General features: G+C 36.2%; 30 protein-coding genes, 2 pseudogenes and 1 riboswitch. Of the genes and pseudogenes, 27 read left to right on the top strand and 5 right to left on the bottom strand.

The window, feature by feature from the left end; genetic code table 11:
- Nucleotides 1–181 precede the first annotated feature (181 nt).
- The 4 genes and pseudogenes from AC3WTI_RS26740 to AC3WTI_RS26725 form a co-directional block, all read left to right on the top strand.
- Nucleotides 182–1,186 (top strand): annotated as a pseudogene (locus tag AC3WTI_RS26740) (cache domain-containing protein); the annotation flags it as partial.
- Nucleotides 1,175–2,182 (top strand): methyl-accepting chemotaxis protein, encoded by a 1,008-nt coding sequence (locus AC3WTI_RS26735; protein ID WP_370452655.1) that lies wholly within the window; start codon nt 1,175–1,177, stop codon nt 2,180–2,182. The pseudogene AC3WTI_RS26740 and the gene AC3WTI_RS26735, both read left to right, overlap by 12 nt.
- A 77-nt stretch (nt 2,183–2,259) precedes the next feature.
- Nucleotides 2,260–2,562 carry an MTH1187 family thiamine-binding protein gene (locus AC3WTI_RS26730; protein WP_097841499.1) on the top strand — a complete coding sequence of 101 codons (303 nt, stop codon included), beginning with the start codon at nt 2,260–2,262 and terminating at the stop codon, nt 2,560–2,562.
- 48 nt (nt 2,563–2,610) lie between these two features.
- Nucleotides 2,611–2,856, top strand: coding sequence for a YusU family protein (locus tag AC3WTI_RS26725; protein ID WP_087959386.1), 246 nt, complete (start codon nt 2,611–2,613; stop codon nt 2,854–2,856).
- Between the two features lie 153 nt (nt 2,857–3,009).
- Here the strand turns inward: AC3WTI_RS26725 and AC3WTI_RS26720 are convergent, their stop codons facing one another.
- The gene (locus AC3WTI_RS26720; protein ID WP_097841500.1) at nt 3,010–3,381 is read right to left on the bottom strand and encodes a DUF1433 domain-containing protein; all 372 of its coding nucleotides are present in this window, start codon (nt 3,379–3,381) and stop codon (nt 3,010–3,012) included.
- Nucleotides 3,382–3,517: 136 nt separating this feature from the next.
- On the opposite strand from AC3WTI_RS26720, the gene AC3WTI_RS26715 reads away from it, so the two are divergent.
- Together AC3WTI_RS26715 and AC3WTI_RS26710 are read left to right on the top strand one after the other, a co-directional pair.
- Entirely contained in the window at nt 3,518–3,817 is a 300-nt protein-coding gene (locus tag AC3WTI_RS26715) for a hypothetical protein (RefSeq protein ID WP_087959387.1), read from the top strand.
- Between the two features lie 440 nt (nt 3,818–4,257).
- The gene (locus tag AC3WTI_RS26710) at nt 4,258–5,175 is read left to right on the top strand and encodes a proline dehydrogenase family protein (RefSeq protein ID WP_048528283.1); all 918 of its coding nucleotides are present in this window, start codon (nt 4,258–4,260) and stop codon (nt 5,173–5,175) included.
- 22 nt (nt 5,176–5,197) lie between these two features.
- On the opposite strand, the gene AC3WTI_RS26705 is transcribed toward AC3WTI_RS26710, so the two are convergent.
- Both AC3WTI_RS26705 and AC3WTI_RS26700 read right to left on the bottom strand, forming a co-directional pair.
- Nucleotides 5,198–6,037, bottom strand: a complete 840-nt coding sequence (locus AC3WTI_RS26705; protein ID WP_097841501.1) for a D-alanyl-D-alanine carboxypeptidase family protein — start codon at nt 6,035–6,037, stop codon at nt 5,198–5,200.
- Between the two features lie 87 nt (nt 6,038–6,124).
- Nucleotides 6,125–6,271, bottom strand: coding sequence for a YuzL family protein (locus AC3WTI_RS26700; RefSeq protein WP_001096344.1), 147 nt, complete (start codon nt 6,269–6,271; stop codon nt 6,125–6,127).
- A 237-nt stretch (nt 6,272–6,508) separates the two neighbouring features.
- Here AC3WTI_RS26700 and AC3WTI_RS26695 point away from each other — a divergent pair, with 237 nt between their 5' ends.
- The 7 genes and pseudogenes from AC3WTI_RS26695 to AC3WTI_RS26665 form a co-directional block, all read left to right on the top strand.
- On the top strand, nt 6,509–8,890 hold the full coding sequence (locus AC3WTI_RS26695) for a 3-hydroxyacyl-CoA dehydrogenase/enoyl-CoA hydratase family protein (protein ID WP_097841502.1): 2,382 nt from the start codon (nt 6,509–6,511) through the stop codon (nt 8,888–8,890).
- A gap of 21 nt (nt 8,891–8,911) precedes the next feature.
- Nucleotides 8,912–10,084, top strand: coding sequence for an acetyl-CoA C-acetyltransferase (locus tag AC3WTI_RS26690; protein ID WP_001206342.1), 1,173 nt, complete (start codon nt 8,912–8,914; stop codon nt 10,082–10,084).
- A complete protein-coding gene (locus tag AC3WTI_RS26685; protein ID WP_087959390.1) occupies nt 10,071–10,289 on the top strand; it encodes a hypothetical protein in 219 nt (72 codons plus the stop codon). Before AC3WTI_RS26690 ends, AC3WTI_RS26685 begins: the two co-directional genes overlap by 14 nt.
- A 14-nt stretch (nt 10,290–10,303) precedes the next feature.
- Nucleotides 10,304–12,088, top strand: coding sequence for an acyl-CoA dehydrogenase FadE (locus AC3WTI_RS26680; protein ID WP_087959391.1), 1,785 nt, complete (start codon nt 10,304–10,306; stop codon nt 12,086–12,088).
- Between the two features lie 139 nt (nt 12,089–12,227).
- A complete protein-coding gene (locus tag AC3WTI_RS26675) occupies nt 12,228–12,950 on the top strand; it encodes an MBL fold metallo-hydrolase (protein WP_087959392.1) in 723 nt (240 codons plus the stop codon).
- 3 nt (nt 12,951–12,953) lie between these two features.
- Nucleotides 12,954–13,502, top strand: a complete 549-nt coding sequence (locus tag AC3WTI_RS26670; protein WP_087959393.1) for a TetR/AcrR family transcriptional regulator — start codon at nt 12,954–12,956, stop codon at nt 13,500–13,502.
- Between the two features lie 32 nt (nt 13,503–13,534).
- Nucleotides 13,535–13,669 (top strand): annotated as a pseudogene (locus tag AC3WTI_RS26665) (DUF2178 domain-containing protein); the annotation flags it as partial.
- Nucleotides 13,670–13,718: 49 nt separating this feature from the next.
- On the opposite strand, the gene AC3WTI_RS26660 reads toward AC3WTI_RS26665, so the two are convergent.
- Nucleotides 13,719–13,847 (bottom strand): hypothetical protein, encoded by a 129-nt coding sequence (locus tag AC3WTI_RS26660; protein WP_000848032.1) that lies wholly within the window; start codon nt 13,845–13,847, stop codon nt 13,719–13,721.
- Between the two features lie 458 nt (nt 13,848–14,305).
- On the opposite strand from AC3WTI_RS26660, the gene AC3WTI_RS26655 reads away from it, so the two are divergent.
- From AC3WTI_RS26655 to AC3WTI_RS26640, 4 genes are all read left to right on the top strand, one after another.
- Complete coding sequence (locus AC3WTI_RS26655; RefSeq protein ID WP_001180555.1) at nt 14,306–14,491, top strand: hypothetical protein; 186 nt, start codon at nt 14,306–14,308, stop codon at nt 14,489–14,491.
- A 13-nt stretch (nt 14,492–14,504) separates the two neighbouring features.
- Nucleotides 14,505–14,753 carry a spore coat protein gene (locus AC3WTI_RS26650; protein WP_001002987.1) on the top strand — a complete coding sequence of 83 codons (249 nt, stop codon included), beginning with the start codon at nt 14,505–14,507 and terminating at the stop codon, nt 14,751–14,753.
- A 245-nt stretch (nt 14,754–14,998) separates the two neighbouring features.
- Nucleotides 14,999–15,949: an L-lactate dehydrogenase gene (locus AC3WTI_RS26645; protein WP_097841503.1), complete on the top strand. Its 951-nt coding sequence runs from the start codon at nt 14,999–15,001 to the stop codon at nt 15,947–15,949.
- 22 nt (nt 15,950–15,971) lie between these two features.
- Nucleotides 15,972–16,985, top strand: a complete 1,014-nt coding sequence (locus AC3WTI_RS26640; RefSeq protein WP_000666176.1) for a PTS sugar transporter subunit IIC — start codon at nt 15,972–15,974, stop codon at nt 16,983–16,985.
- Nucleotides 16,986–17,040: 55 nt separating this feature from the next.
- Here the strand turns inward: AC3WTI_RS26640 and AC3WTI_RS26635 are convergent, their stop codons facing one another.
- Entirely contained in the window at nt 17,041–17,688 is a 648-nt protein-coding gene (locus AC3WTI_RS26635) for a phosphatase PAP2 family protein (protein ID WP_087959396.1), read from the bottom strand.
- 143 nt (nt 17,689–17,831) lie between these two features.
- Here AC3WTI_RS26635 and AC3WTI_RS26630 point away from each other — a divergent pair, with 143 nt between their 5' ends.
- The 10 genes from AC3WTI_RS26630 (at nt 17,832) to metQ (ending at nt 24,584) form a co-directional block, all read left to right on the top strand.
- On the top strand, nt 17,832–18,359 hold the full coding sequence (locus tag AC3WTI_RS26630; protein WP_087959397.1) for a hypothetical protein: 528 nt from the start codon (nt 17,832–17,834) through the stop codon (nt 18,357–18,359).
- Nucleotides 18,360–18,599: 240 nt separating this feature from the next.
- On the top strand, nt 18,600–18,839 hold the full coding sequence (locus AC3WTI_RS26625) for a DUF3937 family protein (protein ID WP_141439224.1): 240 nt from the start codon (nt 18,600–18,602) through the stop codon (nt 18,837–18,839).
- A 611-nt stretch (nt 18,840–19,450) separates the two neighbouring features.
- Nucleotides 19,451–19,816, top strand: coding sequence for an arsenate reductase family protein (locus tag AC3WTI_RS26620; RefSeq protein ID WP_000218967.1), 366 nt, complete (start codon nt 19,451–19,453; stop codon nt 19,814–19,816).
- A 41-nt stretch (nt 19,817–19,857) separates the two neighbouring features.
- Nucleotides 19,858–20,241 (top strand): glycine cleavage system protein GcvH, encoded by a 384-nt coding sequence (gene gcvH / locus AC3WTI_RS26615; RefSeq protein ID WP_000026896.1) that lies wholly within the window; start codon nt 19,858–19,860, stop codon nt 20,239–20,241.
- A gap of 256 nt (nt 20,242–20,497) precedes the next feature.
- Nucleotides 20,498–20,842, top strand: a complete 345-nt coding sequence (locus AC3WTI_RS26610; protein ID WP_000640869.1) for a toprim domain-containing protein — start codon at nt 20,498–20,500, stop codon at nt 20,840–20,842.
- Nucleotides 20,843–20,845: 3 nt separating this feature from the next.
- A complete protein-coding gene (locus AC3WTI_RS26605; protein ID WP_002008881.1) occupies nt 20,846–21,154 on the top strand; it encodes a thioredoxin family protein in 309 nt (102 codons plus the stop codon).
- A gap of 154 nt (nt 21,155–21,308) precedes the next feature.
- Entirely contained in the window at nt 21,309–21,653 is a 345-nt protein-coding gene (locus AC3WTI_RS26600) for a hypothetical protein (protein ID WP_000781217.1), read from the top strand.
- A gap of 125 nt (nt 21,654–21,778) precedes the next feature.
- Nucleotides 21,779–21,886: riboswitch (SAM riboswitch) on the top strand.
- Nucleotides 21,887–22,064: 178 nt separating this feature from the next.
- Nucleotides 22,065–23,090 (top strand): methionine ABC transporter ATP-binding protein, encoded by a 1,026-nt coding sequence (locus AC3WTI_RS26595; protein WP_097841504.1) that lies wholly within the window; start codon nt 22,065–22,067, stop codon nt 23,088–23,090.
- A complete protein-coding gene (locus AC3WTI_RS26590) occupies nt 23,083–23,748 on the top strand; it encodes a methionine ABC transporter permease (RefSeq protein ID WP_048528311.1) in 666 nt (221 codons plus the stop codon). Before AC3WTI_RS26595 ends, AC3WTI_RS26590 begins: the two co-directional genes overlap by 8 nt.
- Before the next feature lie 23 nt (nt 23,749–23,771).
- The gene (metQ, locus tag AC3WTI_RS26585; RefSeq protein WP_087959400.1) at nt 23,772–24,584 is read left to right on the top strand and encodes a methionine ABC transporter substrate-binding lipoprotein MetQ; all 813 of its coding nucleotides are present in this window, start codon (nt 23,772–23,774) and stop codon (nt 24,582–24,584) included.
- Nucleotides 24,585–24,631: the final 47 nt, after the last annotated feature.

Raw genomic sequence — 24,631 nt, 5'->3', positions numbered from 1 at the left:
TCCGAACGAATGAGATTATATATTTTAAGGATAATGAACTATTTGTTTTTACACAAGTGGTAGTAGGTTTTCTAATGCGATTGAGTTGAGAATTAATTTCAATTTTTTAATTTTATCCATTATACTTAATATATTGATTAATGTGATTGTGATACAACGAGAAGGAGATGTTTTGGGGAAGATGTTGAGAAGTTTACGTTTAAAAATTGCGGTAGTATTTTCGGTGCTTATTTCTATGATGTTCGTAATATTAGGTACAGCTATGTATCAATTACAGAAAGAGAAGGAAGTGCGCTCCTTAGACCAGTATTCTCAAAATACGATGGATCTTGTGACAGAGCAGTTAACTGCATTTATGCAGCGAATTGAAGAAGATATGGGTCATTATGGAAGTCATGATGATATTCAAAACATGTTACAAGATGGAGTGACTCCGGAAGAGGAAAGTTTTATTTTAAAAGAATTTTTAAGATTTAAAAATAATCATCCGGATATTTTAGATGTATACATTGGAACGAAAGATAAAAAAACGTTGAGTGCAAATCTCGCTGACGGAGGGAAATTACCGGAAGGGTATGATCCAACAAGTCGTCAGTGGTATAAAGCATCAGAATCTGATACAAAATCTATTATTTGGGGACAACCCCAATATGAAATCGCGACAGGTAAGTTAAGTATTGGAGTTTCAAAAGCTATTGTCGGACAGGATGGTTCTGTATTAGGGGTAGTAGCAATGGATGTATCACTAGGAACAATCCAAAAGCTACTCCATAATATTCAATATAATAATGGCGGAGAAATGTTTATCGTAAATGATAAAAATATTGCTATTGTATATCCAGGGCAAGTAGGAAAAGATGTTTCAAAAGAATCACTTGTAAAAAGTTTAAATAAAGATGAAACAAAATTTGCAGTGACGACATTAGGGGGGAACGATGTAGTAGCCTATAGTCAACTGTTTGATAAGATGAAATGGAAAATTGGGATTGTTTATCCGAAGGACACGATTGATGGACTATTAAATAGTACAAGAAATACAGTCCTTATAATGGCATGTATTAGCTTATTAGTTGGAATTGTAGCCTCATACTTGTTCTCAAGAAGATTAGCAAGACCATTGCAACTATTAACGAATCACGTTCAAAAAGTGGCAGAAGGTGATTTAACGTTGCAAATGAAAGTGACAAGTAAGGATGAAGTTGGAGAGCTGACGAACCATTTTAATCATATGGTTGAGCAAATGAATGAAATGGTAAGCAAAATTAAAAATAGTGTATCAACAGTGCAACAATCAACGAATAATCTACATTATTTAACGAATGAAACTGTAGCCGCTAGTAGAGAAGTGTCAGGTGCAATGGATGATGTGAGTGGAGGGGCGTCTACTCTTGCTAATAGTGTAGATGAAGTTTCAGAGCAGCTCGAGAATATGGCGCAGTCAGTGGAACAAATGAATCACTCCGTTGGTGAAATAAAAGGAGTGGCTGGCAAAGCTGAAGAGGCATCTAAGCAAGGATTAAATACGATGCGTAATTTAGTTCGGACAAGGGGCCAATCATCTTCGATTGTTGTTCATACAGAAGAAGCATCCGGAAAGTTAGAGCAAAGAGTTGGATCGATTCAAAATGTTGTAGAGCTTATAAAAAGTATTTCGGATCAAACGAACTTACTTGCTTTAAATGCTTCAATTGAGGCAGCGCGTGCAGGTGAACAAGGTAAAGGTTTTGCTGTTGTCGCTGAAGAAGTTCGAAAATTAGCGGAACAATCAAAAGATGCAACAGTAGAAATTGCAACGATGATCGGTGATGTACAAGTAGAGGTAAGACGAGTTGTAGAAGTTGTAAGTCAATTGAAAGATATTGCGGATATACAAAATAAAGTTACGACAGAGGCAGAAACAGAATTCCGCACAATTATGTCAGTTGTAAATACGATTAGTACGTCAGTGGAACAAATTGTAGCAGAGGTACATAACATCGGTTACGAGCAAGGAGAAATTACAGCGGTCATGCATACAATTGCTAGTACGAGTCAAGAAAGCGCAGCTGTTTCGGAAGAGGTAAATGCCGCAACCGAATCTCAAGTGAATCATTTAGAAAAGGTAGCTCATACGATGGAAAGTTTGACGGAGCATATGAGGGACTTAGAAAGATTAGTTGAGCAGTTTAAAATAGGGGAATAACAAATTAGTAAAATGATGAGTATTTCGGTAAAATAGACAATGGATATATAAGAAGCAATTATAGGAGGAAGACTACTATGGCAATTGTTGACGTATCGATTATTCCAGTAGGAACAGGTAATCCAAGTGTGAGTGAATATGTAGCAGAAGTACAAAAGGTGCTAGAGAAAAATGCAGATCGCGTGAAATATCAATTAACACCAATGAATACAATTATTGAAGGAGATCTTCCTGTCATTCTAGAAGTAATTCAACAAATGCATGAAGTTCCATATACGAAAGGTGCGCAGCGCGTTGCGACAACAATTCGTATCGATGATCGTCGTGATAAAGTAAGCACAATGGAGAAGAAATTACACTCTGTTCGATCAAAATTATAAAGAAAAGCAGCGATTTTCGCTGCTTTTTTCATATAGGAGGTAGATAAGATGAGTGAAAAGTTTAACGAACAATTTGATGGGTTGTTAGAGAAATACACGGAACTATTACTTGGAGAAAGCAATGAAGAGAGAAAAGAACAGGTGCAGAAGTGGGCATTGTATTCTTACATAGCAAAGACGATGCCGGCTTTAGTGAAGCATTGGAATGAGACGTATCCTGATGCGAAAGAAGAGATGGTACAGTTAATTACAGATATTAAAAAGCTGAATGAAGAGAAGAGAAATGAAGGATAAAAAGAATAAAATGCACAACTTTTTCTCAATACAATATTGAGAAAGGTTGTGCATTTTTTGATCGATTCCTCATTATAAAATTAAATGCATTCTTCAATTTTTAAATCAGCTATTTCGTATGTTCTTGGAAGAATGCTGATTTGAATTCATGCTCTATCTTTTTTCTTCTTTTTCTATTTCGGATACAGATTTTTCAGGATCTTTTATAAGTTTTCCCAGTTCTCCAGAACGTGTAAGCTGTTCCTCAAAATCTTTTGTAGTACTGACGCTAGCTATAAACCATAATTTGTAATCTTGGTTTATATATCCATTTATATGTGGAATGCCCATAGGGGTTATTTCCCTTTTTGTAAATGTAATAGATTTCACATCCTTTACATTATAACGAATGTACTTTTCCACTCGTGCTTCTTGTTTCTTCCAAAACAGCTCTTCTTGTTTTTTCTTCTCTACATATTTCATCGCAATATATCCTCCTGCTATAATACAAATAATGGTTAATGTAATTACCAATTTCTTTTTCATTTGGAATCTCCTTGCATTAAAATATAATTAAAATATATCATGAATGGAATCTCTACGTTCCACATCAGATTTTATTTATCAAAAGGCAAATGAATTTGAACGAGTGGATAATGAAAGGTAAATAGGGGGAATTAATATGAAAAACTATGATGTTATTCAACATTCTTTAGATGTACAAGGGGCAACTAATCAATTAGCTAGGTGTTTATCAGATTTAGAAAATCATAAAGTTAAACTATACTCTATCAAAACATTATTAGCTCATAATTGGAAAGGGAATACAGCAAATGAAATTGAAAGAAGATTAAATGAAATTGAAGATAAATTAATGTATGTACTTAATCAATTTCAAAATATAGAAGGTGATTTAGAAAGATATAAAAGAAGTGTAGACAGTTTTGCCAATCAGTTTATGATGATGGGGCCAAAATACTAATCAATATCCTCTATATGCAAAATATAAAATGAATCTTAATCTACATAGAAGTTTAGTTTTAATGTAAAGGGTATATTTAATTGTAAGAGCTAGTCATTACACTATTTTTAAGGAGATATTCAAAGTCACGATGATTGGTGAATGTGAAGCGTATATTGTTTTTTACATTAATATCCTCATATAATTTACATGGAATATAAAGGATTTTATAAGCATGTCGAATATTTTCGACATGCCTATTTTGTGCCTAGTAAACTCCATTTTTCTAAATGTCGAAAAATATTTCAGGCATATTTATAAGCGAGAATATGGGGTTTTAAATGTTTTTATAGTATTTTATAAATTATCTAAATAATTATTTGTATCCAATAATTTTAAACAATGATATAATTTTGAAGAGGGGTAAAAAACAGATAAATCAAGTCATAGGGGTGAATTACATGGAACAATTAATGCGAAATTCGTTTCTTTTCTTATCTAAAAATAAAGCGCTAACAAAACTGGCTAAAAAGTACGGTTTACGCTTTGGTGCAGGTCGCTTTGTCGCAGGGGAGACGATTGAATTAGCGACAGCAGCTATTAAACAATTGAACAAGCAAGGACTTTGTGTAACAATCGATTATTTAGGGGAATTCGTTGATAATGAAGCGGAAGCAAATGAAATGGCTAACCAATCGATTGAAGCGATCCGTGCTATTGGAAGAGAAGGTCTTGATTCGCAACTTTCTTTAAAAATGACTTCTATGGGATTAGATATCTCTGATGAAATCGTAATGAACAATATGCGCCGTATTTTGGAAGCTGCAAAAGAAAATGGTGTGTTTGTTACTATTGATATGGAAGACTATACACGCTGCGGAAAGACAATTGATATCTTTAAACAGTTAAAATCTGAGTACGATAATATTGGTACAGTTATTCAAGCTTACTTATATCGTACAGAAAAAGATATGGAAGAATTAAATGCTTATAGTCCTAATTTACGTCTTGTAAAAGGAGCTTATAAAGAACCTGAAGAGGTGGCGTTCCCGGATAAGAAAGATGTAGATGATAACTATAAAAAAATTATTAAAATGCACTTATTAAATGGAAATTATACTGCAATTGCTTCACATGACGAAGCAATTATTGAATATACGAAAAAACTTGCCGAAGAACACAACATTCCAAGAGACCAATTTGAATTCCAGATGTTATATGGTATTCGTAATGAGCGTCAACTTGAGCTAGTAAAAGAAGGTTACAAAATGCGTGTTTATGTACCTTATGGAAACGACTGGTATGGCTACTTCATGCGTCGTCTAGCAGAGCGTCCAGCAAACGTTGCGTTCGTATTAAAAGGTATGGTTAAAAAATAACCAAGGAGAAAATACTCCTTGGTTATTTTAATTGCTGAAATGCGTAATGTGCCATTTTCTTCGTATCAGGATATAGTTGCGTGCGAGTAGAAGATAATACAACATTAATGACGCGTTTACCGTCTTTCTCATCCACTGTTACGACCGTATATTTTCCGAGTGCTGACAGACCACTTTTACTTCCAATTGCATATGGATCGTCATATAGTTCTTCTCGTCCATAATTTGCGATGTTTGGAGAGCGTTCTGAAGTATGTAGAGTTGTACGTGTTGAATTCATATATTCTAAAACAACTGGGTACTTTAATGCTTCTTTCGTAATCATAGCAATGTCATATGGTGATACTTTATTTCCAAGTGCATCAGCACCACTTGCGTTTTTAAAAGTCGCATGCTTTGTACCAAGTTCCTTCGCTCTAGCATTCATCATTTTTACAAATTCATTTTTTGATCCTGTGATGTGTTCTGCGATAGATTCAGCTATTGGATCTGCACTAATGATAAGCATCAGTTTTAATGCCTCATCCCGTTTTAACTTTTCCCCAGCACGAAGTTTAATCTTCTTACTTTGACTTTCCGTTTTAATTGCATTCTCTGTAACCGTAATGTCTTCGTCTTCTTTTACATTCTCTAGTAAGAGAAGAGTTGTCATCATTTTGGCTATACTAGCCGGATAAGAGCGTTCATCTTCACGTTTTCCATACAAAATTTCACCTGTGTCTGCATCAATTGTAATGGCGTATTTCCCGGTGATACTAGGTTGATCGGCTCTTACAGCTTGTTGCCTTTGGGCATAAGAGAAGAAAATCATCCCTGTAAATAGTGTAGCAATCATTACAATCATAACTATTGTTCGTTTCATCATTGTTCCCTCATTTGTTACAAATAAATTGGGCAGAAAAAGCAGCCATTACCCATTATGCCACGTTTTCTGCCCAAAAATATACCGTTATTTTTCGCCCATATTATGCTTCTTATATTGTTGGTTATTACCTTGACGGCCCTTTTCCACACCGTGATTATGCGGACCTGCATTTCCAGTTACACTTGCTGCGCTAATTCCAGCTTTTGAAGGGTTCTTCTTAAGTTTTGCCATATATATTCCTCCAGTTTCGTCAGATTATAAAAAGGAAAAGTGTATTTCAGTGAAGAAAATACATACATATAGCATGGGCAAATAAAAGAAATATATTTATTTCAGAAAATTTTATCAATAAATATATTGCGAAAATTCAAACTGTATCATATATTTATTAGTAGAGGCTCACTCATTGATTGCGACTTATGTCGAAAAATTGAATGAGCATTCATTCAAGAATAGGGGGAGAATTGGATGTTCCAAATTAAAAAGGCTGCTGTTCTAGGTTCAGGCGTAATGGGTTCAGGGATTGCGGCACACTTAGCTAATATTGGTATTCCTACATTATTGCTTGATATTGTACCACCTGCGCTAACAAAAGAAGAGGAAGCGAAGGGACTTACATTAGAACATAAAAGTGTGAGAAATCGTTTTAGTACTACGGCTGTGCAAAAACTATTAAAGCAAAAACCAGCTCCTCTGACAGTGAAAGGAAATCTAGCACTGATTGAAGCGGGTAACTTAGAAGATGATCTTGAGCGTCTAGCTGATGTAGATTGGATTATTGAAGTAGTAGTTGAAAATTTAGATATTAAAAAGAAACTATTTGAAAAAGTAGATGCTGTTCGTAAACCGGGTTCTATTGTAAGCTCGAATACGTCAGGCATTTCAGTTGAAAAAATGGCAGAAGGTCGTTCAGACGACTTCCAGAAACACTTCTTAGGCACACACTTTTTTAACCCACCACGATATTTAAAACTTCTAGAGGTAATACCGACGAAAGAAACAGATCCACAAGTATTAAGCTTCATGAAACTATTTGGCGAAGACGTTCTTGGAAAAGGCGTTGTTATCGCAAAAGACACACCAAACTTTATTGGAAACCGCATCGGTACGTACGGTTTATTAGTAACTCTTCAAGAGATGATAAAACGCGGCTATAGCATTGGAGAAGTTGATTCTGTAACAGGCCCGCTTATCGGTCGTCCGAAGAGCGCAACGTTCCGTACATTAGATGTTGTTGGTTTAGATACATTCGTACACGTTGCAAATAACGTATATGAAAACGTACAAGAAGAAGAGCGTGATGTATTTAAAGTACCAGCTTTCATGCATGACATGCTTGATAAAAAATGGCTTGGAAGCAAAACAGGTCAAGGTTTCTTCTTAAAACAAGGAAAAGAAATTTTAGAACTAAATCCTGAAACGATGGAGTACGAAGCTCGCAAAAAATTAAAAGCTGCATCTATCGAGTTAAGTAAACAAGAAAAAGGTTTATCGAATAAATTGAAAGCGCTTGTATACGCGAAAGACCGCGCAGGGGAGTTGTTATGGAACATCATTACACCAACTCTTTTATACTCTGCAAAACTTCATAAAGAAATTGCTGACGATATCGTTGCAATTGACCAAGCGATGAAGTGGGGCTTCGGGTGGGAGCAAGGACCGTTTGAAGTTTGGGATGCAATCGGCGTTGAAAAGTCCGTTCAAAAGATGGAAGAAAAAGGCGTAGTTGTTCCGACTTGGGTGAAAGAAATGTTAGAGAAAGGTTTCACTACTTTCTACAAACATGATAACGGAGATAGCTACTATTACGATAATGGCGAATATAAGCTAATTGAGCGTAATAAAAAGGCAATTTCTCTTAAACAATTAAAAGCGAAAAATGGTGTATTAAAGAAAAATAGTGGAGCGAGCTTAATCGATTTAGGCGACGGTATCCTTTGCTTAGAATTCCATTCAAAGAGCAATGCAATCGGTATGGATATTACGCAAATGATTAACTACGCTGTTGATGAAGTAGAAAAGAATTACAAAGGTCTTGTTATCGGTAACCAATCGAAGAACTTCTGCGTTGGTGCGAACTTAGCAATGATCTTAATGGAAGCACAAGATGACAACTACTTTGAAATTGAGTTAGTTGTGAAAAACTTCCAAGATGCAATGACGAAAATTAAATACTCTTCTAAGCCAGTTGTAGCAGCACCATACGGTATGACGCTTGGCGGAGGTACAGAAGTTTGCTTACCAGCAGCGAGCATTCAAGCTTCTAGCGAAACGTATATGGGCTTAGTAGAAGTTGGTGTTGGCCTAATCCCTGGTGGAGGCGGTAATAAAGAGCTATACATTAAACACTTAAATAAAATGCCAAACGGTGTAGAGTTTGATCTGCAAAAAGTTGCGAATAAAGTATTCGAATCTGTAGCGATGGCGAAAGTTTCTACATCAGCACAAGAAGCTGTATCAAACAACTTCTTAGGCGATAAAGACGGTATTAGTGTGAATGGTGATCACTTACTATATGATGCGAAACAAAAAGCACTTTCTTTATATGAAGCAGGTTATAAAGCGCCGATTCGCAAAAAGATACCAGTTGTTGGTGAAACAGGCTATGCAACGCTTGTACTTGGTGCAGAAGCAATGCATTTATCAGGTTACATTTCTGAACATGATCTTCACATTGCGAAGAAACTTGCATATGTCATTGCGGGCGGAAAAGTGCCGTACGGAACAGAAGTTGATGAGCAGTATTTATTAGATGTAGAACGTGAAGCATTTATTAGCTTAGTAAGTGAGATGAAATCACAAGCAAGAATGCAGCACATGCTTGTAAAAGGAAAGCCATTACGTAACTAATAACGAGGGGAGATATCGTTCATGAGAGAAGCTGTCATTGTTGCGGGAGCAAGAACACCAATTGGAAAAGCAAAGAGGGGTTCATTAAAAACAGTTCGTCCTGACGATCTAGGGGCGTTAGTAGTAAAAGAAACGTTAAAGCGTGCGAATTATGAAGGACCAATCGATGATTTAATTTTCGGTTGTGCGATGCCAGAAGCAGAGCAAGGTTTAAATATGGCTCGTAATATCGGTGGATTAGCAGGACTTTCTTACGATGTTCCAGCTATTACAATTAACCGTTACTGTTCTTCAGGGTTACAAAGTATCGCTTACGGAGCAGAGCGCATTATGCTTGGTCACTCGGAAGCTGTATTATCAGGCGGAGCGGAATCAATGAGTTTAGTTCCGATGATGGGACACGTTGTTCGTCCGAATAGTCGCCTTGTAGAAGCGGCTCCAGAATATTATATGGGAATGGGACATACAGCAGAGCAAGTTGCTGTGAAATATGGAATTTCTCGTGAAGAGCAAGATGCATTTGCAGTAAGAAGTCATCAACGTGCTGCGAAAGCATTAGCTGCAGGGAACTTCGCTGATGAAACAGTATCTGTAGATGTAACGTTACGTACTGTTGGATCAAACAACAAACTGCAAGAAGAAACAATCATTTTCGCACAAGACGAAGGTGTAAGAGCAGAAACGACGCTAGACATTTTAGGTAAATTACGTCCAGCATTTAACGTTCGCGGTTCTGTAACAGCTGGTAACTCTTCACAAATGAGTGACGGTGCAGCATCTGTACTATTAATGGATCGTGAAAAAGCAGTGAGCGACGGCATGAAACCACTTGCGAAATTCCGTTCATTTGCAGTAGCTGGCGTACCACCAGAAGTAATGGGAATCGGCCCAATTGCAGCAATTCCGAAAGCGTTAAAGCTAGCTGGTTTAGAACTATCTGATATTGGCTTATTCGAACTAAATGAAGCATTCGCTTCACAATCAATCCAAGTTATTCGTGAACTTGGTTTAGATGAAGAAAAAGTAAACGTAAACGGCGGTGCAATCGCACTTGGACACCCACTTGGCTGTACAGGAGCAAAACTAACACTATCTCTTATTCACGAAATGAAACGCCGCAACGAACAATTCGGTATCGTAACAATGTGTATCGGTGGCGGAATGGGAGCAGCGGGAGTGTTTGAATTACTATAAAAAAGTGGAAGCGGCTCGCTTAGAATGTGAGGGGGATGAAACGACCGAACATTCTAGCCACTGGAACTGGATTATAAAAAGTGGAAGTGGCTTGCTCATAACGAGACGTCACCAATACAAAGAATGGAAGCAACCAAGGTTTATAAAAAATAAAATTGAGAGCCAGCTTCTTTCAAAACGGAAGAAGCGGCTTATGAAAATATGAAGGAGGAAATTTTCATGGAAAAAACAGTAGGAAGTGCGGTTAAAGGCGGTAGCTTTTTAGTTGATGAGATTACAATTGATCAAGTGTTTACGCCAGAAGATTTTTCATCTGAGCATAAAATGATTGCAAAAACGACAGAGGACTTTATCGTAAATGAAGTTCTACCAGAGCTTGAATATTTAGAGCAACATGAGTTTGATCGCTCTGTTCGTCTTTTAAAAGAAGCTGGGGAACTTGGTTTATTAGGCGCTGACGTACCAGAAGAGTACGGCGGAATTGGCCTTGATAAAGTAAGCTCAGCGTTAATCGCAGAGAAATTCTCTCGCGCTGGTGGTTTTGCAATTACTCACGGTGCTCACGTAGGTATCGGATCATTACCAATCGTATTATTTGGTAACGAAGAGCAAAAGAAAAAATATTTACCATTACTTGCAACTGGTGAAAAATTAGCTGCATACGCATTAACAGAGCCAGGTTCAGGATCTGATGCATTAGGTGCAAAAACAACTGCACGTTTAAATGCAGAAGGTACACATTACGTATTAAATGGTGAAAAACAATGGATTACAAACTCTGCATTTGCTGACGTGTTTATCGTATACGCAAAAATTGATGGAGAGCACTTCTCAGCATTTATCGTAGAGAAAGAATATGCTGGCGTATCTACAAGCCCAGAAGAGAAGAAAATGGGTATTAAATGTTCTTCAACTCGTACGTTAATTTTAGAAGATGCATTAGTGCCGAAAGAAAACTTACTTGGTGAAGTCGGTAAAGGTCATATTATCGCATTCAACATTTTAAATATCGGCCGTTACAAATTAGGTGTTGGTACAGTTGGATCTGCGAAACGTGCAGTAGAAATTTCAGCACAATATGCAAACCAACGTCAACAGTTCAAACAACCGATCGCTCGCTTCCCATTAATTCAAGAGAAGCTTGCGAATATGGCAGCGAAAACATATGCAGCTGAAAGCTCTGTATACCGTACAGTAGGTTTATTCGAAAGCCGCATGAGCACATTATCTGAAGAAGAAGTAAAAGATGGTAAAGCAGTAGCAGCTTCTATCGCTGAATATGCAATCGAGTGCTCTTTAAACAAAGTATTCGGTTCTGAAGTATTAGATTATACAGTAGATGAAGGTGTTCAAATTCACGGTGGTTACGGATTTATGGCAGAGTACGAGATTGAAAGAATGTACCGTGATTCTCGTATTAACCGTATTTTCGAAGGAACGAACGAAATTAACCGCCTAATCGTACCAGGTACGTTCTTACGTAAAGCGATGAAAGGTGAATTACCACTTCTTCAAAAAGCACAAAAATTACAAGAAGAGTTAATGATGATGATGCCAGAAGAAGTAGGCGATGAGCCATTAGCACTTCAAAAATATTTAGTAACTAACGCGAAGAAAATCGGCTTAATGGTAGCTGGATTAGCTGCTCAAAAATACGGTAAAGCATTAGATAAAGAGCAAGAAATTCTTGTGAATATTGCTGACATCGTAAGCAACCTATATGCAATGGAGTCAGCTGTTCTTCGTACAGAGAAAGCGATTAAAACAACTGGTCTTGAAAAGAATAAACAAAAAGTGTTATACACTGAAGTATTCTGCCAAGAAGCATTCAACGAAATCGAAGCAGATGCGAAAGAAACACTTATCGCAGTTGAAAACGGCGACATGCTGCGCATGATGTTATCATCATTACGTAAATTAACTCGCCACACACCACTTAATGTAATTCCGAAGAAACGTGAAATCGCTGCGAAAATTTTAGAAGATGAGCGTTACACAGTTTAATAGCTGTACAGAAAAGTAGTCGTATAAACGGCTACTTTTCTTTTTTTTTGTAAAAATGAAATTTTTAGTGACATAAAACTAATACCATTAGTATAATAAAACTAATGGTATTAGTTTTCGTGAAAAGGGAGATGGAAATATGAGAATGATACATGAAAAAACGGTATATCAATTGTCATTTTTGCCAAGAGTGTTTCCTGTAAATTGTTACTTTGTGGAGGAAGAAGATGGTTTAACTTTAATTGATGCGGCTTTGCCATATAGTGCAAAAGGTATTTTACAGGCGGCTGAGAAAATAGGAAAACCAATTACTAAGATTGTATTAACACATGCGCATGATGATCACATCGGTGCATTAGACGCATTAAAGGAAGTACTTCCTAACGTTCCAGTCTATATTTCTAAGCGGGACGCAAAGCTGTTAGAAGGAGATACGACGTTACAAGAGGATGAACCGAATATACCGATAAAAGGCGGGGTACCTAAAAAAGTAAAAACGGTACCTGATGTGTTATTGGAAGATGGCGACCGAGTTGGATCGCTTCTTGCAATTATGACACCGGGACATACGCCAGGCTCCATGTCGTTTCTTGATGTACGGAATAAAGTCCTTATTGTCGGGGATGCATTCCAAACGAGAGGCGGTATGGCTGTTTCGGGACAGATGAAATTTTGGTTTCCATTTCCTGCGATGGCAACGTGGAGTAAAGAAATATCAGTACAAAGTGCAGAGAAGCTAAGCGAATATGCTCCGTCCTTACTTGCGGCAGGACATGGGAAAATGATAAAGAATCCAGGCACTGTCATAGAGCTTGCTATTAAGGAAGCGAAGCGGAATATAGAAAGTAGAAAAGAGGATTAATTTATGTCACCGAGAATCGGACTTACATTACAGAAAATTATAGAAACAGCAGCAGAAATTGCAGATACAAATGGAATACAAGAAGTAACGTTAGCTTCATTAGCGCAAACATTAGGAGTACGTTCGCCCTCGCTATACAATCATGTAAAAGGTTTACAAGATGTACGGAAAAATCTTGGTATTTACGGAATCAAACAGCTGCATAACAGGCTAGAAGAAGCTGCTGAGGGGAAATGTACGGACGAAGCAATTCATGCTTTAGGAGAAGCGTATGTAGCATTCGTACGCAAACATCCTGGACTGTATGAAGCAACTTTTTTACGAGATGAAGAAGTAAGAAAAGCAGGTGACGGAATTGTAAAACTTTGTCTTCAGGTTTTACAACAGTACGAATTAGAAGGAGAGAATGCACTTCATGCGACACGTGGATTCAGAAGTATTTGTCACGGGTTTGCATCGATTGAACAGCAAGGTGGATTTGGTCTGCCATTAGATTTAGATAAAAGTTTACATGTATTATTGGAAACGTTTATTAAAGGATTACATGAATAAGAAGCAAGGCAAACAAAAACCTTAGAAGCGATTTTTTAGTTATCTTTTTAATTGGGAATGTATATTCGTTAACGGGCGAACAGTATAAATTAGCAAATGCATGTTTATTAGCTGGAGTACTTTGTTCTTATGCTTTAACTATCGTAGTTTTGAAAAGAAGATATTAGATGAGAAAGAGCCTCTAGTGGTTTAGAGGCTCTTTCTTGTTAAATGATATTATTTTGCAGGTTTGAAAAATGTATATATGGCGACAGAAAGGCAAACGAAAATAAATGCAATAGGATCTTGATATGGACTAGGCTCAGAGCCCTTCTGGATTTCTGTAAGGAAGTCGTGTGTTTTCATATTTATTGCTCCTTTATATAAGAATACGTTTAATGAAGCTAATACTTACTAATAGAGTTGCACTAATAAACAATAGGAAAAATGTAGTGTTACGATTTTTATAATTGTTAAGTGATATAAATAGAAAGCAAAGGAGAAATAACATATGTAAAGCTATAGAAGTGAATAATGGCTTTAAAGTTAATATATCAATCAACAATTTTATATACAGAATTGCATAAACCATTAAGAAGATAATTTTAAAATATTTTTGCATAAGCACACCTATCTACTATGGTTTGTTTTGAGATACTATCGTTAGTATAAGGTGACCTTTTGAAAATTTGTATTTTTCTGTAATTATAACATTTTTTTGTATTTATAAATAGATGTGAAATGTAAGAAAGCTTTTTCATGAATACGATTTAAAAAGAACAGAATACTAAAGGAGAATGAAAGAAGAAAGGTAGGAGTATCCTATGCAAAACTTAACAGAGCTTGAAGTAGAAAACTTACGTCATTTGATCGGTGGACACGCAACAATTATTAACAAGTTGGAGCAGTATGCACAGACGTGTACAGATCCACAATTGAAACAAATGTTACAAAAGGATGCGCAAGATGCACGAAATACGAAGCAACAATTAATGACTTTCCTAGGATAGGAGGAAGCGGAACATGAATGAAAAAGATATGGTAAATGATTATTTAGCAGGATTAAATGCAAGTTTAACAAGTTATGCAAATTATATTGCTCAGTCTGATAATGAACAATTACACCAAACGTTAATCCAAATTCGTAATCAAGATGAAATGCGCCAACGTAATATGTATGAGTACGCAAAGCAAAAGAGTTACTACAAACCGGCAGCACCTGCAAATCCAATGATTGTCCAGCAATTAAAAAGCCAATTAAGTGCGGAATAATGGGATGAAGAAACGAGCGAATGAAGTCGCTCGTTTCTTTCTTTTGTGTATGTCAATAAATACATAATAAATATTTTTCCGGATGTAACAAATATGACGAAAATGGAATATAACAATTCACAAAAAGGACAAAAGTTTGTTCAATATTTCACAAAGTATCCATGGTTTATATCGTGGGAATCTCTATAATTAGGAGTGTAAAGAACAAAAGAAATAGATTATATGATCAATTAGGAGAGATTGCTATGAAAAGAAATACAAGAAAAATTGCAATTATCGGTACTGGATTAGTTGGATCAAGTTGTGCATATTCCATTGTGAATCAAGGCATTTGCGAAGAACTATTATTAATTGATATAAATCATGAACGTGCAGTTGGGGAAGCGATGGATTTATCACACTGCATTAACTTTACAAATACAAGAACAAAAGTATATGCAGGAAGCTATGAAGACTGCAATGATATGGACATCGTTATTATTACAGCAGGACCAGCACCAAAGCCTGGGCAAAGTCGCTTAGATACTTTAGGAGCGAGTGCGAAGATTATGGAGAGTGTTGTTGGCGGCGTAATGGAAAGTGGATTTGATGGTATTTTCTTACTTGCATCGAACCCAGTTGATATTATTACATATCAAGTGTGGAAATTATCTGGATTACCTAGAAATCGTGTAATCGGTACTGGTACATCACTAGATTCTTCTCGCTTAAAAACAATTTTATCTGAAATGTTACATGTAGATCCTCGTAGTATCCATGGGTATTCATTAGGAGAACATGGTGATTCGCAAATGGTTGCTTGGTCACACGTAACTGTTGGTGGAAAGCCAATTCTACAAATTTTAGAAGAACAAAAAGAACGATTTGGTGAAATAGATTTAGATGAAATCGTTGAGAAGACTGCAAAAGCCGGGTGGGAAATTTATAAACGAAAAGGTACTACTTATTACGGAATCGGAAACTCTCTAGCATATATTGCAAACTCAATCTTTAACGATGATCATCGTGTCATTGCTGTATCAGCTATTTTAGATGGTGAGTATGGTGAATATGATATTTGTACAGGAGTACCAGCTATTATTACTAGAGATGGTATAAGAGAAATTGTAGAACTAAATTTAACAGAGGATGAAGAATCTCGATTCGCAAAATCAAACGATATTTTACGTGATTATATGAAAACAATTGGTTACTAACTTATAGGAGAAGGTGAAACAAATGAAGGAATATATAATGTCTCGTGTATTTAAAGCATCAGCTGGAATCGCACAAGGTATTTTCGTATCCCTTGGAATTGGTTTACTAATCGAAAATATAGGAAGAATTGTTGATATTCCATTGCTTATTACAATCGGAGTTGTTGCAAAATCACTTATGGCACCAGCCATTGGTGCCGGAATTGCTTTTATGCTCGGTGCAAATGGTCTTGTAATCTTCTCGGCTATGGTAGCTGGAGCGATCGGTGCCGGATCCATTTCAATTACTGAAGCAGGTCTAATTATTAAAACAGGTGAGCCGATCGGTGCATTACTAACAGCAACTTTAGCTGTATATATTGGTAAACGTTTAAGTGGAAAAACTGCGTTAGATATGATGCTCGTTCCATTTGCGGCCATATTAGGTTCTGGTTTAGTCGGTATTTGGTTATCTCATAATATTACTCCTGTGTTAAATACAGTTGGAGCATTTATTAAAGATAGCTCAGCTGGTAGCCCGTTTATCGCTTCTATCGTCATTGCAGTCGTTTGGGGACTATTACTTATCTCTCCAGCTTCATCAGCTGCGTTAGCGATCGCACTTAGCTTAGATGGTGTTGCGGGTGGTGCTGCTCTCGCAGGCTGTGTTGCTCAGTTTATCGGATTCTCTGTTATCTCAGCGAAAGAAAATAATCTAGGCGGTATATTAGCTCAAGCACTTTGTACTCCGAAAGTACAGTTGCCAAATATCACTAAAAATCCAATGATTCTCGTCCCAACTGTCGTCGCCAGTGCTATAGTTGGTCCAGTATCCGCACTAATTTTCCAACTGGAAGCAGGAAAAGAAATTGCAGGTCTTGGATTAAGTTCTCTTATCGCACCTATTAATTTAATTTCTAGCGAAGGATGGGAAGTTGTCCCAGCGATGGTAATCACTTATATCATCATTCCGGTAGCTGTTTCTTATATACTTTACATTGCTCTTAAAAAAGCAGGTCGTATTCACTCTGGTGATATGACTGTACCGCAATCTTAACTTGAAAATCTCCGTTTATATAGAGAAAAGCAGACTGGAAGTCACAGTCTGCTTTTTATATTTTATGATTTTGTTTTACTGGAACACGTACTGTTTCTTTTGCTAATAACAGCTGAACGCCGAAGTACAGTATGCTTGCAAGCGTCATTCCAGAAATGGCGTCTACAAATGCGTGTTGCTTCGTAAATAGCGTTGATAAAATAATGAGCGTACCGAAGAACATAAGGATGTAATATTCAAAAGCATGTTGTTCTCTACGTTTAAAGGCAGCTAACATAATGATAAATGTAGTAAGAACGTGAATGCTAGGGAAACAGTTTACCGGTTGATCGATACTATAAATATAGCGGACTAGTTCGGAAAATACGTCCGATCCAACGACTGTTGGACGTGGTACAGTTGTCTGCCAAAAATAATAAATAGAAAAACAAGCAAGTTTTCCAAGAATGATACTACTTAAAGTGACATAATATTGTTTTCGATCCGCAAAGCAGTAATAAATAAGTGCGCCGTATAAGTAAGGAAACCAAAGTAAATAAGGAATAATAAATGCTTTTACAAATGGAATCCAATCATCTACTACAGTTGTGACATCTACTGCGTGAACAGTAGATTTATTTAATACATCGTAAAGGGGACTTACGAGTACGAGTAGAAGTATATAACTTAACGGAAGAAAAGATGAAAGTTTAAATTTCTTCATGATAATCTCCTATGTTTAGTAATGTAAGTAAATTCAATTGATTATAATATAGAAACGCAATTTGGGCTATCGATTTTACTTACATTTTCTTGAATTAACCTTACGTTTTTGTCACTTGACTGAAAAGAAGGGGAGGGTGCTATATGAAGCGTTTATCGTATTTCTTATTTTTTATATTGATATGCCTAGTGGGTGCTGGGTGTGCAAAGGATAAAGAAGGAGAGAAATTAGAATATAACGGAAGAGCACTCGTAATTGGAGTTGTTGGAGAAAAACCGAAAGATACGTTTAGGAATATAAAGTTTGAGGAAATAAAGTTAGAGGAACTGGAAAAGAAATCTAAGGAAGTGGATGGTTTTCTAATAATGAAAGATCACTTTCAAGAAGCCTCAACAGAGCAGTATAAAAGTGTATTTTCATCGCTAAAGAAACCAGTGTTTTTTATCGGCTTGCAAGATAAATCATATTCCACGTTTATTACAAAAGGGATAGAGTATAACAGTGCACGAAAAGATGTAAATGCTATGTATACGCAAGGGTTTGCAAATATCGGAAGTGGTGAAGGACAACAATGGGCAGTTGGTTTATCAAATGGTGGAAATACTGAAGAAAGTATTCATAATATGTATATCGTCGTATTTCAAACAATTGCAGATTATTTGAATAGATGATGAAGGAGTCTGTAAACGAGGCTTCTCCTTTATTTCGCATGCAGGAATCGATTACGTAATGTTCCAAATGATTTTATTGTTATGAGGTTACTAGTCGAAATTATGGAATACTGTCAATACAATATGCAAATATGCATATTGTATTTATTTGGAATTTTTATATGTTAAAATTAAATATAGAGATTTTTATATGTAATGAACTAAAATTAGAAATATCCAATGAATTTTGAGAGGTGTTACATGTTTAAAAACAAGAAATTAATTCGATTCGGTCTAACATTACTTGTATGTTTATTTGTAATTGATTTTACAATCAGTTATTTTCAAGCATATCTTGAATCAGCAGGTATTAAATGGGTAGTATCAGAAACTTGGAGAACTATTTTGTTAGATGCCCCTGAAAGTATATTGGTTATTTTAGGCGCAATTGCTTTATATGATTTCACAAAAGAAACATCGCCAAAAGACGCATCTATTTAAATGCGTCTTTTTTCTTTGCAGTAATTTCTTTAACATCATGAAATAATCTCATTATTACGGCCAAAATCGTTAGTTTCTTTTATCTGTACATCTTTGTCATGTAAAGTGTTTCCAGGTTTTGTGACTATAGGGTGAAATGGTTAAATAAGCGTTTGTTTAAGATATATGTTCGGTAGGAAGAAAGTGATATAGCTCGAGGGTTAACAAAGAAAAATGGGGAATTAATCAAACGTTTGTTTAAGATGTATGTTCGGTAGGAAGAAATCGATGGAGCTCAGGGGGGTGAACAAAGAAAAATAGTGAGTTAATCAAACGTTTGTTTAAGGGATATGTTCGGTAGGGAGAAATTGTTGCAGCTCAAGGGTGAACAAAGAAAAATAGTGAGTTAATCAAACGTTTGTTTAAGATATATGTTCGGCGAGGAATTGGGAAAGGATCTAAAAAATTTATATATTTATTTTTTCTTAACAAATGGCGGAAAAATAAGAAAAATTCGCAGGATTATTAAAAATTATCACGAAATAAGTAAAAGTTTAGCGAATAATGGTTTGAAATAATAAAACGTTTTCTATATGATAAAGGTAAAGGTTAGTAAAAAAGTAGGTGAATTTATGACAGTAACATTTTATTCATATCCAAAGTGTGGCACATGTCAAAAAGCAAAGAAATGGTTTGAGGCAAACGATGTAGCATATGAGATGATTCATATTGTTGAAAATCCACCATCAAAAGAAGATTTACGTAATTTACATGAAAAAAGTGAATTACCATTAAAAAAATTCTTTAATACAAGTGGAATGCGTTACCGTGAACTTGGTCTGAAAGATAAGTTGAAAGATGCAAGCGAAGACGAAATGTACGAGCTTTTAGCATCTGATGGCATGTTGATTAAACGTCCAATTGTAACAGATGGAACGAAGGTAACACTTGGTTTTAACGAAGAGCAGTTTGAAAGTGTGTGGAAAAAGTACCAATAAGGTATTTTTACATAATTAATACATTCACTGGAGGTACAGTCATGAGCATTCCAAATAATTTACGTTACTCTGAAGAACACGAATGGGTAAAAACTGAAGGTAATGAAGTTGTTATCGGTATTACTCACTTTGCACAAGGTGAGCTAGGCGATATCGTATTCGTTGAACTTCCTGAAGTAGGTGCAACAATCGAAGCTGACGAGCCATTCGGAAGCGTAGAATCTGTTAAAACAGTTTCTGAGTTATACGCACCTGTAAGCGGTAAAGTTGTAGCAGTAAACGAAGAATTAAGTGACCAACCAGAACTTGTTAACGAATCTCCATACGAGGGTGCATGGATGGTTAAAGTTGAACTTTCTGATGCAAGCCAAGTTGAAAAGTTATTAACTGCTGAAAAATATGCAGAAATGACAAACCAAGACTAATTATAGTCGACTGAAGGACAGCCTTTGTGCTGTCCTTTTTTATTTTGTGTTACATAATGCATTTAAAAACGAGCGCAAATGAATAAGCTATTATGGGAATGAATGTTTTTCGATAAGGTTTCATGGGGCTTTGTAATCTGAACGAGCCGCTTGCACTTTTCTTTTGCAAAAATAAACAGGAAACAACATGAAAATAACGAATATACTATATACTAAGTTAAAGGTTGTATAGTATATGGTGATCGGGTGATGACATATGATTTATGTAGAAAAAGTCATTATTGTAGAAGGTACATCAGATAGAAGAAAGATTGAATCTATTATTCGGGAACCGGTGGAAATTGTTTGTACAAATGGTACAATTGGTTTGTCGAAAATGGATGAGCTCGTTGATCAGTTTTTTGATAAGGAAGTGTATGTGCTAGTGGATGCTGATGATGCTGGAGAAAAATTAAGGAAACAATTTCGCAAAGAATTTCCGCAAGCAGAGCATATTTATATTGATCGCTCGTACCGAGAAGTGGCAACTGCGCCATCTTCACACTTAGCAAATGTATTATGGGGAGCTGACATTGACGTTTATACAGAATATTTACGGTAAGGAATGATAGAAGTGATTGACTGGACAGGAGCCGAAGCTACAGCCCTAATAGAGAACGAAGAAAAAACAGTGTTATATGTATATACTCCAATGTGTGGAACATGCCAATTAGCAAAAAAGATGTTAACTGTCGTTGAGATGACAATTGAAGACCTCAAAATTGGAATGTTAGATTTAAATTATGCTCCGCATTTAGCGAAAGAGTATGGAATCGAAAGTGTACCGTGTTTACTTGTTTTTGAAAATGGGACACTCATGAAGAAGATATATGCATTTCATTCGGTTGAATATTTATATACGGAATTAAAGTAGGCGGCAAAGTTTTTGCCGCCTCGACATATTTCTCGGGAAATATGTCGAGATGCAGTGTGGTTACAGTATTTGTCGAGCGAAAATAACAGGATTGCTCTTGAGTGAAAGGGAATGGTATGTGTAATAGAAAGTGATATGAAGGATGTGATTTAGGGTGAAATTATATTCTTTGCTGCAATCATTTGTAAATTACGCTAATGGTCAATATCATTTAGAGCCGCTTTTAAGACAAGGAGAAAAAACTGTTAATTTTCGCTTTGGAGATGAAAGTTGTTCGTTACAAATTTCAAGAGATTATATAGAGCTGCTACATGAGGAAAGAGGAACGGAGCAAATCGTTTGTGTAGATGAAGAAGATGTAAAACAATTGGTGAACGGCAACGTACGATTGCAAATGTTAATGAATGATGGACGTGTACAATATTCGGGAACGTATCGAACGATGCTATTAGTTGAATCGATGTTTCACATATGTAAGCCGATGTCAGTAGGCGCTTAAAATTCTGAAGTTTCATTTTTTACGAAAATTTCTGTTGACATGGTGTGTGGATGTTGATACAATTCAATTCATAAAATATAGACAATTTCATAAATTACAAATCAGACGAAAATGTAATCTGATTTCTCTTATCAAGAGAGGTGGAGGGACTGTGCCCTGTGAAGCCCGGCAACCGTCAACTTATGTTGAAATGGTGCCAATTCCTGCAAAGCAAATGCTTTGAGAGATGAGAGAGAGGGATAATGTTGTTATATACGCATATAAACCTTTCTGCTTCTCTAAAGCGGAAAGGTTTTTTTATTGTTTGAATGTGGAGGACATTCAAATAATAAAAGTAGTGATAACGGTGGACTACACGCATTAAAACATAAAAAATTGCGGAGTCGATCTAAACAAAAAGGGGTGAACATCATGATTTTATTAGAAAATGTAAAAAAAATATATAAAGCAAAAAGCGGTGATGTCACTGCTGTAGATAACGCTAATTTAAAAATAGACAAAGGTGAAATCTTTGGTGTTATCGGATATAGTGGCGCTGGGAAAAGTTCGTTAATCAGATTATTCAATCAGTTAGAGAAGCCAACTTCAGGTCAAATTACAATTGCAAATCGCGTGATTTCAGCAATTACAGGAAGTGAACTTCGTAAGGCAAGGCAAGAAATCGGAATGATTTTTCAGCACTTCAACTTACTTTGGTCACGAACTGTACGAGAAAATATCGAGTTCCCACTTGAGATTGCAGGTGTTGATAAGGCGAAGAGAAGAAAACGTGTAGATGAGTTAATTCATCTTGTTGGATTAGAAGGAAGAGGAGATGCATATCCATCTCAGCTGAGCGGAGGACAAAAGCAACGCGTCGGTATTGCAAGAGCATTAGCTAACAATCCACAAGTGCTTTTATGTGATGAAGCAACATCAGCTCTTGATCCAGAAACAACCGATCAAATTTTAGATTTATTATTAGATATTAATAAGCGTCTCGGTTTAACAATTGTACTTATTACACATGAGATGCACGTGATTCGAAAGATTTGTAATCGAGTGGCGGTAATGGAGAAAGGAAAGATTGTAGAAACAGGTCCAGTACTTGATGTATTCCGTAATCCACAGAAAGACATTACGAAACGATTTGTACAGCAGTTAACGGATTCTGAAGATACAAATGAAACGATTGAAAATTTAATTGAAAAATATCCAGATGGTAAAGTCGTTCGTTTGCAGTTTATCGGTGAGGCTGTAGAAAGACCAGTACTTCAACGATTAATGCAGCGCAGTGATATAGAAGTTAGCATTTTGCAAGGAAATATCGCACAAACGAATAACGGTTCTTACGGTAGTTTAGTTGTTCATTTAAATGGTGAGGAAACAGCAATTCAGCAAGCAATAGAGGGAATACATCAAGATCAAGTAGAGCTGGAGGTGATTGCACATGGATAAGTTACTCACAAATGTTGATTGGAATCAAATGTTAGAAGCAACTGGTGAAACGTTATATATGACGGCAATCGCAGCTCTTGCTACATTTGTTTTAGGACTAATTTTAGGACTGTTACTCTTTATGACAGCGAAAGATAATTTATGGGAAAATAAGACGGTTAACACGGCGATTGGAGCGTTCGTAAACATTTTTCGTTCGATACCGTTCATCATTTTAATTATTTTATTAATCCCATTCACAAAGATTTTACTTGGAACAATTCTTGGAGCAAGCGCAGCACTTCCGGCTCTAATTATTGGAGCGGCACCATTTTACGCAAGAATGGTTGAAATTGCGCTTCGTGAAATTGATAAAGGTGTAATTGAAGCTTCAAAAGCAATGGGAGCAAAAACAAGCACAATTATTTTAAAAGTATTGATTCCAGAATCGTTACCAGCATTAGTGTCTGGTATTACGGTTACGACAATTGCTTTAGTAGGCTATACAGCAATGGCAGGAGTTGTTGGTGCTGGTGGTCTTGGAACACTTGCTTATTTAGAAGGATTCCAACGTGGAAATAACGATGTAACAATCGTTGCGACAATTTGTGTATTACTAGTTGTATTTTTCATTCAGTGGATTGGTGATCGTGTAACGACTCGAATAGATAAACGATAATAAAAAACGGGAGGATGTTTCAAATGAAAAAATTATTACTTACAGCACTTATTTCAACTTCAATTTTTGGGTTAGCTGCTTGTGGCGGGAAAGATAAAGATGAAAAGAAGCTTGTTGTTGGAGCTTCTAACGTACCGCACGCTGAAATTTTAGAAAAGGCAAAACCGTTACTTGAGAAAAAAGGAATTGAATTAGAAGTGAAAAAGTTCCAAGATTACGTGTTGCCAAATAAATCGTTAGCGGATAAGGATTTGGATGCAAACTACTTTCAGCACATTCCGTATTTAGAGAAAGAAATTAAAGATAAAAAATATGATTTTGAAGTAGCAGGAAAAATTCATTTAGAACCGATTGGTGTATATTCTCAAAAATATAAGAGCTTAAAAGAGCTTCCAGACGGTGCAACAATTATTATGAGTAATTCTGTTGCTGACCATGGACGTGGCTTAGCGATTTTACAAAAAGAGGGCATTTTAAAAATTAAAGACGGAGTAGATCCAGTCAAAGCAACTCCAAAAGATATTGCAGATAATCCGAAAAACTTAAAGTTCAAAACGGATATCGAGCCTGGTTTATTGCCACAAGTGTATAACAATAAAGAAGGCGACGCTGTTCTAATTAACTCGAACTATGCAATTGATGCGAAGTTAAACCCAGAAAAAGATGCAATTGCAATTGAAGGCGATGATTCTCCATACGCAAACGTAGTAGCTGTCCGTAAAGGTGATAAAGATAAAAAAGCGATTAAAGAGCTTGTAGAAGTATTGCACTCTAAAGAAATCGAAGACTTTATTAATAAAGAATATAAAGGAGCGGTTGTTCCTGTAAAAGAATAATTGCTGAAAAGGGCTGGTGTATGCCGGCCCTTTTTTCTAACTACATA

The organism is Bacillus sp. EB106-02-03-XG38, from assembly GCF_058792175.1.
Note: the sequence above shows the minus strand (reverse complement) of the source record. Positions and strands in the feature narration are given on the sequence as shown.